Annotated in this window: 16 protein-coding genes; 9 read left to right on the top strand and 7 right to left on the bottom strand. The window is 63.4% G+C overall.

The genetic code is table 11. The features are described from left to right. The first annotated feature begins 124 nt into the window (after positions 1-124). A complete protein-coding gene (locus NKJ46_RS28320) occupies positions 125-397 on the top strand; it encodes an usg protein (protein WP_023719720.1) in 273 nt (90 codons plus the stop codon). A 46-nt stretch (positions 398-443) separates the two neighbouring features. Here the strand turns inward: NKJ46_RS28320 and NKJ46_RS28315 are convergent, their stop codons facing one another. After that, positions 444-1,478, bottom strand: a complete 1,035-nt coding sequence (locus tag NKJ46_RS28315) for an aldo/keto reductase (RefSeq protein WP_352669489.1) — start codon at positions 1,476-1,478, stop codon at positions 444-446. Positions 1,479-1,533: 55 nt separating this feature from the next. Beyond that, positions 1,534-2,715, bottom strand: a complete 1,182-nt coding sequence (locus NKJ46_RS28310) for an MFS transporter (RefSeq protein ID WP_352669486.1) — start codon at positions 2,713-2,715, stop codon at positions 1,534-1,536. 137 nt (positions 2,716-2,852) lie between these two features. Here NKJ46_RS28310 and NKJ46_RS28305 point away from each other — a divergent pair, with 137 nt between their 5' ends. Further along, complete coding sequence (locus NKJ46_RS28305) at positions 2,853-3,761, top strand: LysR family transcriptional regulator (RefSeq protein ID WP_352669483.1); 909 nt, start codon at positions 2,853-2,855, stop codon at positions 3,759-3,761. A gap of 59 nt (positions 3,762-3,820) precedes the next feature. Here the strand turns inward: NKJ46_RS28305 and NKJ46_RS28300 are convergent, their stop codons facing one another. Both NKJ46_RS28300 and NKJ46_RS28295 read right to left on the bottom strand, forming a co-directional pair. Then, complete coding sequence (locus tag NKJ46_RS28300) at positions 3,821-4,870, bottom strand: aldo/keto reductase (protein ID WP_352669481.1); 1,050 nt, start codon at positions 4,868-4,870, stop codon at positions 3,821-3,823. 109 nt (positions 4,871-4,979) lie between these two features. Beyond that, the gene (locus NKJ46_RS28295; protein WP_352669478.1) at positions 4,980-5,642 is read right to left on the bottom strand and encodes a YggS family pyridoxal phosphate-dependent enzyme; all 663 of its coding nucleotides are present in this window, start codon (positions 5,640-5,642) and stop codon (positions 4,980-4,982) included. A 146-nt stretch (positions 5,643-5,788) separates the two neighbouring features. Here NKJ46_RS28295 and leuS point away from each other — a divergent pair, with 146 nt between their 5' ends. After that, the gene (leuS, locus tag NKJ46_RS28290) at positions 5,789-8,413 is read left to right on the top strand and encodes a leucine--tRNA ligase (RefSeq protein ID WP_352669476.1); all 2,625 of its coding nucleotides are present in this window, start codon (positions 5,789-5,791) and stop codon (positions 8,411-8,413) included. Next, positions 8,400-8,981, top strand: coding sequence for an LPS assembly lipoprotein LptE (locus NKJ46_RS28285; RefSeq protein ID WP_352669473.1), 582 nt, complete (start codon positions 8,400-8,402; stop codon positions 8,979-8,981). The genes leuS and NKJ46_RS28285 overlap by 14 nt, the downstream gene beginning before the upstream one ends. A 70-nt stretch (positions 8,982-9,051) precedes the next feature. On the opposite strand, the gene fsa is transcribed toward NKJ46_RS28285, so the two are convergent. Then, positions 9,052-9,705, bottom strand: a complete 654-nt coding sequence (gene fsa, locus NKJ46_RS28280; protein ID WP_023678103.1) for a fructose-6-phosphate aldolase — start codon at positions 9,703-9,705, stop codon at positions 9,052-9,054. Between the two features lie 90 nt (positions 9,706-9,795). On the opposite strand from fsa, the gene NKJ46_RS28275 reads away from it, so the two are divergent. Continuing rightward, a complete protein-coding gene (locus NKJ46_RS28275; RefSeq protein ID WP_352669470.1) occupies positions 9,796-11,979 on the top strand; it encodes a primosomal protein N' in 2,184 nt (727 codons plus the stop codon). A gap of 9 nt (positions 11,980-11,988) precedes the next feature. Here the strand turns inward: NKJ46_RS28275 and NKJ46_RS28270 are convergent, their stop codons facing one another. Together NKJ46_RS28270 and NKJ46_RS28265 are read right to left on the bottom strand one after the other, a co-directional pair. Further along, positions 11,989-12,444, bottom strand: coding sequence for a type II toxin-antitoxin system VapC family toxin (locus NKJ46_RS28270; RefSeq protein ID WP_352669468.1), 456 nt, complete (start codon positions 12,442-12,444; stop codon positions 11,989-11,991). Continuing rightward, a complete protein-coding gene (locus NKJ46_RS28265) occupies positions 12,441-12,686 on the bottom strand; it encodes a type II toxin-antitoxin system Phd/YefM family antitoxin (RefSeq protein WP_254018681.1) in 246 nt (81 codons plus the stop codon). The genes NKJ46_RS28270 and NKJ46_RS28265 overlap by 4 nt, the downstream gene beginning before the upstream one ends. 214 nt (positions 12,687-12,900) lie before the next feature. Here NKJ46_RS28265 and NKJ46_RS28260 point away from each other — a divergent pair, with 214 nt between their 5' ends. The 4 genes from NKJ46_RS28260 (at position 12,901) to NKJ46_RS28245 (ending at position 16,545) form a co-directional block, all read left to right on the top strand. Then, positions 12,901-13,296 (top strand): AGROH133_08824 family phage infection protein, encoded by a 396-nt coding sequence (locus NKJ46_RS28260; protein WP_352500793.1) that lies wholly within the window; start codon positions 12,901-12,903, stop codon positions 13,294-13,296. A 246-nt stretch (positions 13,297-13,542) separates the two neighbouring features. After that, positions 13,543-14,103, top strand: a complete 561-nt coding sequence (locus tag NKJ46_RS28255) for a F0F1 ATP synthase subunit delta (protein ID WP_352669465.1) — start codon at positions 13,543-13,545, stop codon at positions 14,101-14,103. Then, complete coding sequence (gene atpA, locus NKJ46_RS28250; protein ID WP_352489181.1) at positions 14,103-15,632, top strand: F0F1 ATP synthase subunit alpha; 1,530 nt, start codon at positions 14,103-14,105, stop codon at positions 15,630-15,632. The genes NKJ46_RS28255 and atpA overlap by 1 nt, the downstream gene beginning before the upstream one ends. 28 nt (positions 15,633-15,660) lie before the next feature. Next, the gene (locus NKJ46_RS28245; protein WP_352669462.1) at positions 15,661-16,545 is read left to right on the top strand and encodes a F0F1 ATP synthase subunit gamma; all 885 of its coding nucleotides are present in this window, start codon (positions 15,661-15,663) and stop codon (positions 16,543-16,545) included. Positions 16,546-16,588 lie beyond the last annotated feature (43 nt).

Raw genomic sequence — 16,588 nt, 5'->3', positions numbered from 1 at the left:
GGCTGCTAAGCACATGTTTTTGCGGGAGGAATCTGATTCGATCGCAGAAATACCAATAGACGATTAAGCAAATGGGGTGCACAATTTCAGGCTGGGAGGAAGGAGAATCAACCAGGGGACCGCAATGCGCGACCATTCCGAAATGGACCTGATGCTCAAGGGCTATGGCTTGACCACGGCCAAGATTCTTTATCACTTTCCCGATCATCCGCATCTGCTGCAGAGCTTCATCTGGCAGGATTACGACATCGCCCCGAAATTTCCGGTGCTGATCCGCTTCATCGAGTTCTGGCAGGCCAAGCTCGAAGGCCCGCTGCATTCGGTCAGCTACACGCACCAGAAGCTGATCGCGCCGAACGAATGGCGCAAGGTCGACGGCGAGTTCGTGCTGCATTAGCCGGGCGGGTGGCAGGCTGGGAGCCGCCGCCCCAGCTTTTGGAGCGTCAGACTGCAGGCGGGCTCAGCCGGGCAAACCCCTCCTGCCGGCGGTAGGGAAAATACGGGTAGGGTGCGGTGACCTCACTTGCCGTGTCGAGCTTCTTCATCTGCCCGGCTGTCAAGGACCAGCCGACGGCGCCGAGATTCTGGCGCAACTGCTCCTCGTTGCGCGCGCCGATGATGACGGAGGCGACGGTCGGCCGCTGCAGCAGCCAATTGATGGCGATCTGCGGTATGGTCTTGCCGGTTTCCTCGGCGACAACATCAAGCGCGTCGATCACCCGATAGAGATGCTCATCCTCGACGGGCGGTCCGAAGCTTGCGGTGTCATGCAGCCGGCTTTTCTCAGGCAGCTTCTGGCCACGGCGGATCTTGCCGGTCAGGCGGCCCCAGCCGAGCGGGCTCCACACCAGCGCACCGACACCCTGGTCGAGGCCGAGCGGCATCAACTCCCATTCATAATCGCGTCCGACCAGCGAGTAATAGACCTGATGGGCGACGTATCGGGGATAGCCGTATCTGTCCGCCAGGCCGAGCGACTTCATCACTTGCCAGCCGGAAAAATTGGAGACGCCGACATAACGCAGCTTGCCGGCGCGCACGAGACTGTCCAGCGTCGACAGCGCCTCCTCGATCGGTGTTGCGGCGTCGAAAGCGTGCAGTTGCAGCAGGTCGATGTAGTCGGTGCCAAGACGCCTCAGCGCGTCTTCGACGGCCTTGATCAGGCGTGAACGCGAAGAGCCGGCATCGTTGGGACCGTCGCCCATCGGCAGCGAGGTCTTGGTCGAGATCAGCACGGCGTCGCGGCGGCCCTTGATGGCAGCGCCGAGCACTTGTTCGGAAGCGCCATTCGAATAGACATCGGCAGTGTCGAACAGGTTGACGCCGGCCTCAAGACAGATGTCGACCAGCCGCCGCGCTTCGGTCGCATCGCTGTTGCCCCAGGCGCCGAACAGCGGGCCCGAACCGCCGAAGGTTCCAGCGCCGAACGAGAGCGCCGGGACCTTCAGGCCCGATGCGCCAAGATTTCGATAATCCATGGGTTTGCTCCTTGTGGAAGGATGGCTGTTTCAAAGATTGGTTGAGGTTGCCGTTCTATGACCGCGCGATTTCCGGTGTGGCGAGGACGGGATCTCGGTCGAGGCGTAGCGCAAACGCTGCCACGGCAAGCGCTGAAAGCGGCAACAGGGCCGCGACCCAGGTGACGGCACCGAGGCCGGGACCATGGGCGATGACCAAGCCGCCGAGCCAGGCGCCGGCCGCATTGGCGAGGTTGAAGGCGGCGATGTTGAAGGATGAAGCTAGGCTCTGGCCGGCGCCTTGTGCCTTTTCCAGTACCCACATCTGCAGCGGCGCCACGGTGGCGAACGCGGCAGCGCCGAGCAGACCGACATAGATGACGGCCATGACCTGGCTGTGCAGGGCGAAGGTCATGGTGCCGAGCACCAGCGCCAGCACGACGAGACTGCCGAGAACGGAAGGTACCAGCCAGCGGTCGGCGAACTTGCCGCCGGCGAGGTTGCCGGCGATGAGGCCGCCGCCGAAGACCAGCAGGATCGGCGACACCGCTGCTTCGTCAAAACCGGTGATCTCGGTCAGCAACGGGGCGATGTAGGTGAAGACGGCAAAGACGCCGGCATAGCCAAGCACGGTGGTGGCGAAGCCAAGCAGGACGGGCGTGCGGCCGAGCACGGCGAGATCGGCGCGCAAATTGCTCTTCTCAGGCTCTGTTCGACTGCGCGGCACCAGCAGGAGAATGATGGCGAAGGCGGCGATGCCGACCAGGGTCACCGCCCAGAAGGTCGCGCGCCAGCCGAAGGCCTGGCCGAGCCATGTGCCGAAGGGCACGCCGAGGATGTTGGCGATGGTCAGGCCGGTGAACATCAGGGCGATCGCCGAAGCTTTCTTGTTGGGCGCCACCAGCCCGGTCGCCACGACCGAACCAACGCCGAAGAAGGTGCCGTGGGCGAAGGCGGTCAGCACGCGCGCACCCATCAGCGTCCAGTAGTCTGGGGCAAGCGCACAGGCGAGATTGCCAAGCGTGAAGATTGCCATCAGCGCCAGAAGCACGATTTTGCGCGGCCAGCGGCCGGTTGCGATCGTCAGCAGCGGCGCGCCGATGACAACGCCGAGCGCATAGCCGGAAATCAGCTGGCCGGCAGCTGAGATCGAGACGCCGAGATCGGTGCTGACGTCGAGCAGCAGGCCCATGATGACGAATTCGGTGACGCCGATACCGAAGGCACCGGCGGCAAGAGCGTAAAGAGCAAGGGGCATGGCGGTTCCCACTTCGATGACGACCAATTTTGACGACGGGCGCCGTGTCCTCCCACGCGCCGATGCCGAAGATCGTGCCGCGATGTGCTGTGAACCAGCCTTGCATCGGGCACATCGTCTGTGAAATAGATTCACCAATGGCTAGGCCCGACATCAATCGCTCCGGCGAGATCGAAGTGTTCGTCCGCGTCGTCGAGGCGGGCAGCTTTTCAGCCGCTGCCCGTGCGTTGCGGATGACGCCGTCGGCGGTGAGCAAGCTGATCGCGCGGCTGGAGGCGCGGCTTGGCGCGCGGCTGGTCAGCCGTTCGACGCGTAAGCTGCAACTGACGCCAGAGGGCGCGGCGTTCTTCGACAGCGGCGTGCGCATCCTGGCCGACATGGCAGCGGCCGAGCGCGAGGCAGCGGCGGGTGCCGCGCCGCGTGGCCGGCTGCGGATCAACAGCTACGTGCCTTTCGGGCAACATCGGCTGATCCCGCTTTTGCCGCGTTTCCTAGAGCGCTACCCCGAAATCTCGGTCGATCTGGTGTTGACCGACGATGTCATCGACCTGATGGAGGAGCGCGCTGACGTCGCCATCCGCGCCGGGCCGCTCGGTGAATCACGGCTGGTGGCGCGCAAGCTCGGGCAGAGCCGGGTGGTCGTCGTTGCAGCGCCATCGTATCTCGAAGCGCGTGGCACGCCCAAGGAGCCCGCCGATCTCGATCGTCACAACCGGATGGGCTTCCGTTTCGTACGTCACCTCGAGGGCTGGCCTTTTATCGACGCGGCCGGCAAGCCGATCACCCTGTCGATCATCGGAAATACGCTGGTCAGCGACGGCGAGGCGATGCGGCTGATGGCGCTCTCAGGGGTGGGCATCGCCCGGCTGGCACGCTGGCACGTGGAGGCCGACATTGCCGCCGGCCGGCTGTTGCCGCTGCTGGAAGAGTTCAACCCCGGCGACGAGGAACTCACCCACGCGGTCTATGTCGGCCAAGGCAAGCATCTGCCGGCGCGGGTGCGGGCGTTTTTGGACTTTTTGGTCGAGACTGTCCGGCTGACCTGAGCCCAAAAAAATCGGGAGCCTGCCGGCTCCCGAAGCATCGAATCGAAGGTGAGATTGAGTTACGTTTTCGGCACAAAGGGCGCCGGACGCCGGCCGGCCGCCTGACGTTCCAGCATCCAGCCGGGGTATTCGGCGGGCAGGGCACTGACTTCGTCGAGGCGAACAAGATCATCGGCATCGAGCTGCAACTCGGTGGCTGAAAGGTTCTGTTCAAGCTGCTCCATGCGGCTGGCGCCGATAATCACGCTCATCATGAATGGCTTGGCCAGGACATAGCCGAGCGCCACCGTGGCGACGCTGACGCCGTGCTTGGCGGCGATCTCGCGCATGACGGCGACCGCTGCCCAGGCACGGTCCTCATTGACCGGCGGGAAATTGAAGCTGGCGCGGCGGCCCTCGCCATTGCCGGGGGCACCCGGTCCGTATTTGCCGGAGAGCAAGCCGCCTGCCATCGGCGACCAGACCATCAGCCCGAGCTTCTCCTCGTTGAGCAGCGGCACGATCTCGCGCTCGAGATCGCGGCCGGCGATCGAATAATACGACTGCACGGTCTCGAAGCGGGCAAAGCCTCTGCGCTCGGCAATACCCAGCGCCTTGGCGATGCGCCAGGCCTGCCAGTTCGAGACGCCGACATAGCGGACCTTGCCGGCGGCAACCAGGTCGTCGAGCGCCCGCAGCGTCTCGTCGATCGGCGTCACCGTGTCGGTGCCGTGCAGCTGGTAAAGATCGATATGGTCCAGCTGCAGCCGTTCGAGGCTGCCTTCGACCGAATCCATGATGTGGCCGCGCGAGGAACTGCGCTGGTTCGGGCCGCCGCCCATGGTGCCATGAACCTTGGTGGCGATGATCACGTCCTGCCGGTTGACGCCAAGGTTCCTGAGCGACTGGCCGAGAAGCCGTTCCGAGGCGCCGAATGAATAAACATCCGCCGTGTCGAAGAAATTGACACCGGCGACGAGCGAGCGGGCAACGATCTCGTCGACGCCCTTCTGGTCGAGGCTGGCGATCAGGCCCCATTGGGCATTCTCGCCGCCCGCGCCGAACGTCATCGTGCCGAGGCAAAGTTCGGAGACGAACATCCCCGTATTTCCAAGTTGATTGTAACGCATGGTGGCTCCAGACGGGTTGAGAATAACTCGACCCATATAGGAACGAAACGTTCCGTTTCTATAAGTTGGCTTAGTCAATGTCAGTCTGTGGCCTAAGGCCGGCTGCGCCTCATCTGGCGCCGAAAATCGCCGATCCAACCCTGACACTGGTCGCGCCGAAGGCGATCGCGGTTTCGTAGTCGCTGGACATGCCCATGGAGAGCTTGTCGACGCCGGCCTCAAGCCCAAGCTTTTCCAGCAGCGCGAAATGCGGCCCGGGGTTCTCGTCGGCCGGCGGAATGCACATCAGCCCCTCGACGGCGAGGCCATGGACATCGCGGCAGCGGGCGACGAAGGCGACAGCCTCGCGCGGCTCGATGCCGGCCTTTTGCGGCTCGGAGCCCGTGTTGACCTGGACATACAACCTTGGTGACCGGCCTTGCCTGGCGATCTCCTTGGCCAGCTCTGCGGCAATCTTTTCGCGATCGACGGTTTCGATGACGTCGAACAGCGCCACCGCCTCCCTTGCCTTGTTCGATTGCAGCGGACCGATCAGATGCAGCTCGATGTCGGGAAACGCCTCCTTCAGCACCGGCCATTTGGCTTGTGCTTCCTGGACGCGGTTTTCGCCGAAGACGCGCTGGCCGACCTCGATGACGGGGCGGATATCGGTTGTATCGAAGGTCTTCGAGACCGCGACCAGCGTCACCGCTCCGGCCTCGCGTCCTGCCTCGCGTTCGGCGGCAGCGATCCTTGCCTTGACCGTGAAAAGCTGTTCGACGGCGCTCGCCATGCCTATATCCTGCCTGTGTTTGGCTTTTCGCCGGATCGCCGCAGTTGACGGGTCCGGCAATCCATGGTGAACACCGCGACGACATTTCCTGAGCCGCCCGGGCATTGTCCGGCGGCTCGTGCATGCTTTTAAGTGAAAAACACCCGATGGCAACCGAACGATACAATCCGCGCGCGTCAGAGCCCAAATGGCAGAAGGCCTGGGACGCCAAGAAGCTGTTCGAAGCCGACAATGACGACCCGCGCCCGAAATACTACGTGCTGGAGATGTTCCCCTATCCGTCGGGGCGCATCCATATAGGCCATACCCGCAACTATACGATGGGCGACGTGGTGGCACGCTACAAGCGGGCCAAGGGGTTCAACGTGCTGCACCCGATGGGCTGGGATGCCTTTGGCATGCCAGCCGAAAACGCGGCGATGCAGAACAAGGTTCATCCCAAGGACTGGACCTATCAGAACATTGCCGCCATGCGCGAGCAGCTCAAGGTCATGGGCCTGTCGCTCGATTGGGCGCGCGAGTTCGCCACCTGCGATGTCGACTACTATCACCGCCAGCAGATGCTGTTCCTCGATTTCGTCGAGAAGGGGCTGGTGACGCGCAAATCCTCCAAGGTCAACTGGGATCCGGAGGACATGACGGTGCTTGCCAACGAGCAGGTCATCGACGGACGCGGCTGGCGCTCGGGCGCGCTGGTGGAACAGCGCGAGCTGACGCAGTGGTTCTTCAAGATCACCGACTACGCGCAGGACCTGCTGGATTCGCTCGATCAACTCGACGACTGGCCGGAAAAAGTGAAGCTGATGCAGGCGAACTGGATCGGCCGTTCAGAAGGGCTGCTGATCCGCTGGCCGCTGGCCGAGCCAGTCGCCGGCGAGCATGAACTTGAAGTCTACACGACCAGGCCCGACACCATCTTCGGCGCCTCCTTCATGGCGATTGCGGCCGATCATCCGCTGGCCAAAAAGGCCGCCGAAGACAATCCGGCGCTGGCAAAGTTCATCGACGAGGTCCGCCATATGGGCACTTCGGCGGCGGCCTTGGAGACGGCCGAGAAGAAGGGTTTCGATACCGGCATTCGCGTCGTCCATCCGTTCGACGAGAGGTGGACGCTGCCTGTCTACGTCGCCAATTTCGTGCTGATGGACTATGGCACAGGCGCCATCTTCGGCTGTCCGGCACATGACCAGCGCGACCTCGACTTCGCCAACAGATACGGCCTTCCGGTCATTCCGGTGGTGATGCCGGAAGGCGAGAATCAAGGAAGCTTCCAGGTCATCGACGAGGCTTATGTCGATGATGGCGCGATGATCAATTCGCGCTTCCTCGACGGCATGAAGCCGGATCAGGCATTCGACGAGGTGGCGAAGCTGCTGGAACAAAGGACCATCGGCAACCGGCCGATGGCCGAGCGCAAGGTGAACTTCCGCCTGCGCGACTGGGGCATTTCGCGCCAGCGCTATTGGGGCTGCCCGATCCCGATGATCCATTGCGAGGATTGCGGCGTGGTGCCGGTGCCGAAAGCCGACCTGCCGGTCAAGCTGCCGGACGATATCGAGTTCGACCGGCCGGGCAATCCGCTCGACCGCCATCCGACATGGCGGCACGTCAAATGCCCGCGCTGCGGCAAGGATGCGCGGCGCGAAACCGACACGATGGACACATTTGTCGATTCTTCGTGGTATTTCGCGCGCTTCACCGCGCCCTGGGCAAACGATCCGACCGATCCCAAGGCCGCGACTGAATGGCTGCCGGTCGACCAGTATATTGGCGGCATTGAGCATGCGATCCTGCATTTGCTCTATTCGCGCTTTTTCACCCGCGCCATGCGCGAGACCGGCCATGTCGATCTCGCCGAGCCGTTCAGGGGCCTGTTCACGCAAGGCATGGTGGTGCACGAGACCTATCGGGTTGGCGGCGCCTCGAACGGCCGCTGGCTTGCGCCAAGCGAGGTCAGGCTGGAAGACGCCGACGGCAAGCGCCGCGCCTTCGAAATCGCCACTGGCGAAGAGGCGGGGATCGGTCCGCTCGAAAAAATGTCGAAGTCGAAGAAGAATACGGTGAGTCCGGAAGAGATCACCGACGGCTACGGCGCCGATACGGCGCGCTGGTTCATGCTGTCGGACTCGCCGCCCGAGCGCGATGTCGAATGGACCGACGAGGGTGCGGCCGGCGCGCATCGCTTCATCCAGCGCATCTGGCGGCTGGTGTCGACGGCTGCCGAATCGCTCGCCGGAGTCCGGCCAGCTGCGGCGAAGGACGGCGAGGCCGGGACAGTATCCAAGGCCGCGCACAAGATACTGAAGTCGGTCGGTGAGGATATCGAAAAGCTCGCCTTCAACCGCGCCATCGCCCGCATCTACGAGCTCGCCAATGCCTTGACCGTGCCGCTCAACGAGGCGGCAGAGGGCAAGGCCGGTCCGGCGCTGCAAGCGGCGTGCCGCGAGGCCGTTGAGATCCTGGTGCACCTGATCGCGCCGGTCATGCCGCATCTGGCCGAAGAGTGCTGGCAGACGCTCGGCGGCACCGATCTTGTCGCCGAACGGCCCTGGCCGAACTACGATCCCTCGCTTGTCGTCGACGCCGAGATCGTGCTTCCGGTGCAGGTCAACGGCAAGAAGCGCGGCGATTTGACAATTGCCCGCGACGCGGACCAAGGTGCGGTCGAAAAAGCGGTTCTGGCTCTCGACTTCGTGCAGAGAGCGCTCGAAGGTAAGGCGCCGCGCAAGGTGATCATCGTGCCACAGAGGATCGTCAATGTCGTTGCCTGAGCCGCGAAAGACAGAGCTGACGCTGCGCCGTGTCGTGCTTTGCGGGCTGCTCGCGTCGGTGGCGCTGGTTTCCGCCTGCACGGTGCGGCCGCTCTATTCGAGCGCGCCGCTGGTCGCCGGCTCGCAGGTCGGCGCTCCTGCCGAGCTGGCATCGATCTCGGTCAAGCCGGTCAAGACCCGCTACGCCCAGCAGGTCCGCAACAATTTGATCTTCGCGCTCGGCCAGGGCGCCGGCGAGCCGGCTTCGCCGGTCTATTCGCTTGATCTCGGCGTCTCCGAACTCGTCGAATCGGCGGCAATCGAGCAGGTCACGACCGACGAGGACGAGCCGACCGCCGGCACTGTGACGCTGACCGCTAACTATGTGCTCAGCGATGCCAAGACGGGCACGGTCATAGCGAGGGGCAAGCGCTCGATTCCGTCGTCATACGACAGGCCGCGCCAGGAATTCGCGTCATACCGGGCGCAGATCGACGCCGAGAACCGTGCGGCGCGCGAGCTGGCAGATGTGCTGCGGCTGTCGATCGCCCAGGATCTGATCAAGCACGGCAAGCCGGCGGCAAGCTAGGTCTTTCCAGAGTGCGCAATCTGCAAAAAAGGCCGATTGCTCGGCCTTTTTTGTTCGCAGGATAGTCGCTTCAGCCGATCTTCTGCCCGGTCTTTGCCCAGTCGGCGAGGAACAGCTCCAGGCCCTTGTCGGTCAGCGGGTGCTTGACCAGTGCCTTGAGTGTCGCCGGCGGCGCGGTGATGACGTCGGCGCCGATCAGTGCCGCCTGCTTGACATGGTTCACGGTGCGCACAGAAGCGGTCAGGATTTCGGTCTGGAAGTCATAATTGTCGTAGATGGTGCGGATATCGGCAATCAGCTCCATGCCGTCCCAGCCGCTGTCGTCGATGCGGCCGACGAAGGGCGAGATGAACGAGGCGCCGGCCTTGGCGGCAAGCAGCGCCTGGGTGGCCGAGAAGCAAAGCGTGACGTTGACCATGCGGCCGTCCGACCGGATGTCCTTGCAGGCTCTCAGGCCGTCGAGCGTCAGCGGCACCTTGATGCAGACATTGTCGGCGATCCTGGCCAGGATCTTGGCCTCCGCCATCATGTCCTTGTATTCGGTGGCGACGACTTCGGCCGAGACTGGGCCCTTGACGATCTCGCAGATCTCTCTTGTGACGTCGGCGATCTTGCCGCCGGATTTCAGGATCAGCGACGGATTGGTGGTTACGCCGTCGAGCAGCCCCAAATCGTTCAGCTCGCGGATTTCCTTGACATCGGCGGTGTCGACAAAAAATTTCATGGCGGTCTCCTGAAGATTTTTCATGTGCACGTCATGCACATTCGGGGTCGGACTTTGATCTAGACCAAAGTCGGGGCAAGGTCACGCCTCATGATCGAAGATTCGCCCTTTGTCGCGGCCGCACCGGTGCTGGTGCCGATGCCCGCCGAGCGCCCCTACACCTATGCCGTGCCGGCTGGCATGCACGTGGTGCCGGGCTCGATCGTGCGCGTTCCGCTTGGGCCCCGCCAGGTCGCCGGCATCGTCTGGGACGGCGCCGTCGAAAAGGTCGACGCGAAGAAATTGCGGCCGATCGAGCAGGTTTTCGACTGCCCGCCGATCGACCGCGCGATGCGGCGTTTTGTCGATTGGGTAGCGCAGTACACGCTGTCGCCGCCCGGCATGGTGGCGCGCATGCTGCTCAGGGCGCCGGAGGCGTTCGATCCGGAGCCGTGGATCGAAGGACTACAGCGCACCTTCGCCAAGCCCGACCGGATGACGGAGGCGAGGACGCGCGTGCTGGAGACGGCCGAAGGCGGACTGGCCTGGACGCGATCGGGCCTGGCGCATGCGGCAGGCGTGTCGTCGACGGTGGTGGACGGGCTCCGGGCGCAGGGCGTATTCGAGACGGTGATGATCCCGCCGCGGCCGGTGGTCGCAGCACCCGATCCCGGCTACGCCGTGCCGACACTGATGCCCGACCAGAGCGATGCCGCCGAGACGCTGCGCGCCAATGTCACGACCGGTACATTCGGCGTCACCCTGCTCGACGGTGTAACCGGATCCGGCAAGACGGAGGTCTATTTCGAGGCGGTCGCGGCCGCGCTCGATCGTGGCAAGCAGGTGCTGATCCTGCTGCCGGAAATTGCGCTGACCCACGCCTTCCTCGAACGCTTCCAGGAGCGGTTCGGCGCCAAGCCGGCGGAGTGGCACTCGGACCTGCCGCCAAGGATGCGCGAAAAGGTCTGGCGGCAAGTAGCGGAAGGCGGCGTGCGGGTCGTCGCAGGCGCACGCTCGGCGCTGTTCCTGCCGTTCAGGGAACTTGGATTGATCGTCGTCGACGAAGAGCACGATCCCGCCTACAAGCAGGAGGATCGCGTCTTTTACAATGCCCGCGACATGGCCGTGGTGCGCGGCCATATCGGCGGTTTTCCGGTCGTGCTCGCTTCGGCCACACCGTCGGTCGAAAGCCGGGTCAATGCCAGCCAGGGCCGCTACAGCAGGGCGGTGCTTTCGGCGCGCTTTGCCGAGGCGGCACTTCCCGATCTCAAGACGGTCGACATGCGCCGCGCGCCGCCGGCACGCGGCGGCTTCCTGTCGCCGGTGCTGCTCGGCCATATGGGGCAGACGCTGGAAAGAAAGGAACAGTCGCTGCTGTTCCTCAACAGGCGCGGCTATGCGCCGCTGACGCTCTGCCGGGTCTGCGGCCACCGCTTTGGCTGTCCGGTCTGCTCGGCCTGGCTGGTCGAGCATCGCTTTTGCGGCCAACTCGTCTGCCATCATTGCGGGCACAATGAACGCCGGCCAGAGGCCTGTCCGGAATGCGGCACGCTCGATCATCTCGTCGCCTGCGGGCCGGGTGTCGAGCGCATCGCCGAGGAGGTCGTCGCGCATTTCCCCGATGCCCGCACCATCGTGCTGTCGTCGGACCTGATGGGCGGCGTGCGGCGGCTGCGGCTCGAGCTTGAAGCCATCGCCAATGGCGAGGCCGACATCGTCATCGGCACGCAACTCGTCGCCAAGGGCCATAATTTCCCTAACATGACGCTGGTCGGTGTGGTCGATGCCGATCTCGGCCTTGCCAATGGCGACCCGCGGGCCGCCGAGCGCACCTTCCAACTGCTCAGCCAGGTGACCGGCCGCGCCGGCCGCACCGGCAAGAAGAGCCTCGGCCTGCTGCAGACCTTCCAGCCAGACCACCCGGTGATGCGCGCGATCGTCTCCGGCGATGCCGAGGCCTTCTACGAGCGCGAGATCGCCGAGCGTGAGCGGGCGGGGCTGCCGCCCTTCGGCAGGCTCGCCGGCGTCATCGTCAGCGCGGCGACACGGGCCGAAGCCGAAGGGCACGCCCGTGGCCTGCGTCGCGCCGCGCCGCAAGCCACCGATCTGTTCGTGCTCGGCCCGGCCGAGGCGCCGCTGTCATTGATCGGCGGCCGCCATCGCTTTCGCCTGCTGATCCAGGGCGAACGGCGCGCCGACATGCAAGGGTTCATTCGCACCATGCTGGCCGAGGGGCCGAAGATAAGGGGCTCGGTGCGAGTCCAGGTCGACATCGACCCGCAGAGCTTTTTGTAAGGTGTCGAATTACCCTTTCGTGACGCGTTCGGCGAATGGGTTCAGGTAAGGCACGTCGAGAATCGCAAAATGCCGGGTGTTGGCCGTCAAAACTGACAGGCCGTGTAAACGGGCAGTAGCTGCGATCAGGACGTCCGCCAGACCCGGATTGGCGCCTCTGGCGATAGTGGCGTCTTCCAGTTTTCCGGCTTCTCGTGCGATTGCTAAATCGATGGGAAGGATGCGCTGGTTGAACTCTAGAAGCAACCTTTCGAACCACTCATTGATGCGCTCTGCCTTCATATGCCCGCCCGCCCGCTTCAGTTTCGCGATTCCTCGTTCCATCTCCAAGATGACGATCGACGAGAGCTGCCAAGAGCCGCGTTCTCCTTGTTCGGCAACCCAGGTCTGCACGTGTGACGGAAGCAGAGGCCGACCAGGTGCAAATGCCGAGAGAAAAGACGTATCAAGCAGATAACCGGTCAAAACTCCACTTCCCGCGACGGCGATTCGTTTCGCTCAAGCTCGATGCCGCCTGGATACTGAAGCAGGAAATCCACGAAGTCTTTTTGGCTGTTCTGCGGATAAAGTTTCCGTCCCTCACCGATCGGCACCACCATGACTGCGGGCTTGCCGTGCTTGGTGATAACCGTGGGCTCACCGTTCTCAGCAGCCTCCACGAGCGCGGAAAGGCTGGCCTTTGCCTCTCGTAGTTGCATCGTCTTCATGCGCGGAACCCCTTGTGGTCTCATGTAGTCACAATATAGGAATTGTGCAGAAAAAAACAGCCCGTTGTGTAACGTCCTGTTAGCCCGGTCGAGAAAACGGTCGCGCCCGCGTTGGGCTGACGCGCCCTGCAAATTGCCGACGGCCCATCTGGCGTATGTCTCTTGCTTCGCTAGAATGCCCGAAATTTTGAATATCCATTTACGAGGGGACAAGATGGAATTTGCGTTTCCGTGGCCGATGAGCCAGGGCGAGTGGCTGGCATGGTCGAGCGCCGTGGTGACCCTGCTGTTCGGCCTGCTGCTGTTCCTCGCGCCAGGGCTGGCCTTCCGGATTCTCAGGCTGCAGGTCAAGCCCGAGAAGGCGGCGGCGATCGCCGAGGGGCGCGGCCGGATGTCGGGGTTCTATCTCGGCGTCAGCCTGTGCTGCATCCTCCTGGCGCAGCCGCTGCTCTACATGGCGCTCGGCTTCTCCTGGCTGTTCACCGCCTTCGGCCGGCTGCTCTCGATGATGTCGGACGGCGCCAACACGCCGTTCAACTGGGCATCGATCGTCGTCGAGCTGGTGCTGGCGGCGCTGCCGCTTGCCTTCGCCTTTGGCTTTTTGCCCTGAATCAGGGATCAATCCGGGGTTGGTTGCTGAACTCGGCCAGCGGATGCGACAATAGTGCCTGAAAACCATGCCGGACGACGCATTGCGGTCTGAAAATGCCTGTGCTAGACGGCAATCGACTTTCGACCGGGGATAGCGGAAGCCGCGCCTCCGTGCTTGGAAAAATGCAGTAAGGTCAAAGATTTAGCCAGAGTTTTTGCTCGCGCCAACAATCTGCGGCCTGTCAGACAAGAGAAAAGACGGTCCGTGGCCCAATCGTCATCGCCAATCTCAGGTGTCGCAGAACGCTATGCGGGTTCGCTGTTCGAGCTCGCGCTGCAGGCCAATTCGGTCGCCAGCGTCGAGGCCGACCTCAATAGTTTCGACGCCATGCTCGAAGGTAGCGCTGACCTTTCGCGGCTGATCAGGAGCCCTGTCTTCTCCAGCGAGGACCAGGCCAAGGCGATCGCCGCGATCGCCGACAAAGCAGGGATTACCGGCCTCACCGGCAATTTCCTGCGCGTCGTTGCCCAGAATCGCCGGCTGTTCGCCGTGCCCGGCATGATCAAGGCCTTCCGCCAGATCGCAGCCGAACACCGCGGCGAGACCGCTGCCGAGGTCACCTCGGCGCATGCGCTGACGCCTGCCCAGGAAACCGAGCTGAAAGCAGCGCTGAAAAGCGTCGCCGGCAAGGATGTGGCGATCACGGTCACCGTCGATCCGTCGCTGCTCGGCGGACTGGTGGTCAAGATCGGCTCGCGCCAGATCGATACGTCGCTCAAAACCAAACTCAATTCGCTCAAGCTTGCACTGAAAGAGGTCGGCTGATGGACATCCGCGCCGCGGAAATTTCCGCAATTCTGAAAGACCAGATCAAGAATTTCGGCAAGGAGGCCGAGGTCTCCGAAGTCGGCCAGGTGCTGTCCGTCGGTGACGGTATCGCCCGCGTCTACGGCCTCGACAATGTCCAGGCCGGCGAGATGGTCGAGTTCCCCGGCGGCATCCGCGGCATGGCGCTCAACCTGGAAGCCGACAATGTCGGCGTCGTCATCTTCGGCGCCGACCGCGACATCAAGGAAGGCGACACCGTCAAGCGCACCGGCGCCATCGTCGACGCGCCCGTCGGCATGGGCTTGCTCGGCCGCGTCGTCGACGCGCTCGGCAACCCGATCGACGGCAAAGGCCCGATCCAGGCCACCGAACGCAAGCGCGTCGACGTCAAGGCGCCTGGTATCATTCCGCGCAAATCGGTGAACGAGCCGATGTCGACCGGCCTCAAGGCCATCGACGCGCTGATCCCGGTCGGCCGCGGCCAGCGCGAGCTGGTCATCGGCGACCGCCAGACCGGCAAGACCGCGATCATCCTCGACACCATGCTCAACCAGAAATCGGTGCACGACAACGGCCCTGAGAAGGAAAAGCTGTACTGCGTCTATGTCGCCGTCGGCCAGAAGCGCTCGACCGTGGCGCAGTTCGTCAAGGTCCTGGAAGAGCGCGGCGCGCTCGACTATTCGATCATCATCGCCGCGACCGCCTCCGATCCGGCGCCAATGCAGTTCCTGGCGCCGTTCACCGCCTGCACCATGGGCGAATATTTCCGCGACAACGGCATGCACGCGCTGATCAGCTACGACGATCTATCGAAGCAGGCCGTCGCTTACCGCCAGATGTCGCTGCTGCTGCGCCGCCCGCCGGGCCGCGAAGCCTATCCCGGCGACGTTTTCTACCTCCACTCGCGCCTGCTCGAGCGCGCCGCCAAGCTCAATGACGAAAACGGCGGCGGGTCTCTGACGGCGCTGCCGATCATCGAGACGCAGGCCAACGACGTTTCGGCCTACATCCCGACCAACGTCATCTCGATCACCGACGGCCAGATCTTCCTTGAGACCAATCTGTTCTTCCAGGGCGTCCGTCCGGCGGTCAATGTCGGCCTGTCGGTGTCGCGCGTCGGCTCCTCGGCGCAGATCAAGGCGATGAAGCAGGTTGCCGGGTCGATCAAGGGCGAGCTCGCGCAGTACCGCGAAATGGCTGCTTTCGCGCAGTTCGGCTCCGATCTCGACGCCGCCACGCAACGCCTGCTCAACCGCGGCTCGCGCCTGACCGAGCTTTTGAAGCAGCCGCAATTCTCGCCGCTTAAGGTCGAGGAGCAGGTCGCGGTGATCTTCGCCGGCGTCAACGGCTATCTCGACAAGCTGGCGATCAACCAGGTCGGCAAGTTCGAGCATGGTCTGTTGTCGCATATGCGCTCGGCCGGCAAGGACGTGCTCGACGGCATCCGCAAGGAGAAGGCGCTGTCCGACGATCTGCGCGCCAGGCTGAAGGCAGAAATCGACGCCTTCGCCAAGACCTTTGCTTGAGCAGGACGGACGGGATCAGGTTTGAAGCATGCCTTCGTTAAAAGACCTTCGTAACCGTATCGCCTCGGTCAAGGCGACGCAGAAGATCACCAAGGCGATGCAGATGGTCGCCGCGGCGAAGCTGCGTCGTGCGCAGGAAGCGGCGGAAGCGGCACGTCCCTATTCGGAGCGCATGGGCGCGGTGCTGGCCAACATCACCCAGGCGATCGGTGGCGGCGGGGATGCCCCGGCGCTGATGACCGGCACCGGCAAGGACGACGTACATCTGCTTGTCGTCTGCACGGCCGAACGCGGTCTGTGCGGCGGTTTCAATTCGCAGATCGCCCGCTTTGCCCGCGACCACATCCGCAAGCTTCTGGCCGACGGCAAGCAGGTCAAGATCATCTGCGTCGGCAAGAAGGGATTCGACATATTGCGCCGCGACTACGGGGCGCTGATCATCGAGCGTGTCGACCTGCGCGAGGTCAAGACGCTGGGCTTCGTCAATGCCGATGCCATCGCCAAGAAGGTGATCCACCTGTTCAACGAAGGCGGCTTCGACATCTGCACGCTGTTCTATTCGCAGTTCAAGTCGGTGATCAGCCAGATCCCGACAGCGCAGCAAATTATCCCGGCGGGCGTCGCTTCGGCTGCCGCGGAAGTGAAGGATGGCGGCAGCGCCGTCTACGAATACGAGCCGGAGCCGGGCGAAATCCTCTCCGATCTCATCCCGCGCAACATTTCCGTGCAGGTTTTTCGCGCGCTGCTCGAGAATGCTGCCGGCGAGATGGGCGCCAAGATGAGCGCCATGGACAATGCGACGCGCAACGCCGGCGACATGATCAACAAATTGTCGATCACCTACAACCGCCAGCGGCAGGCGCAGATCACCAAGGAATTGATCGAAATCATTTCGGGCGCCGAGGCGCTCTAGGCACGCTCACAAGGAGGTCATCGACCTCAGGCGTGTGAGAAAC

Source organism: Mesorhizobium sp. M0166, from assembly GCF_040322255.1.
In the GTDB taxonomy this organism is placed as follows: domain Bacteria; phylum Pseudomonadota; class Alphaproteobacteria; order Rhizobiales; family Rhizobiaceae; genus Mesorhizobium.
Note: the sequence above shows the minus strand (reverse complement) of the source record. Positions and strands in the feature narration are given on the sequence as shown.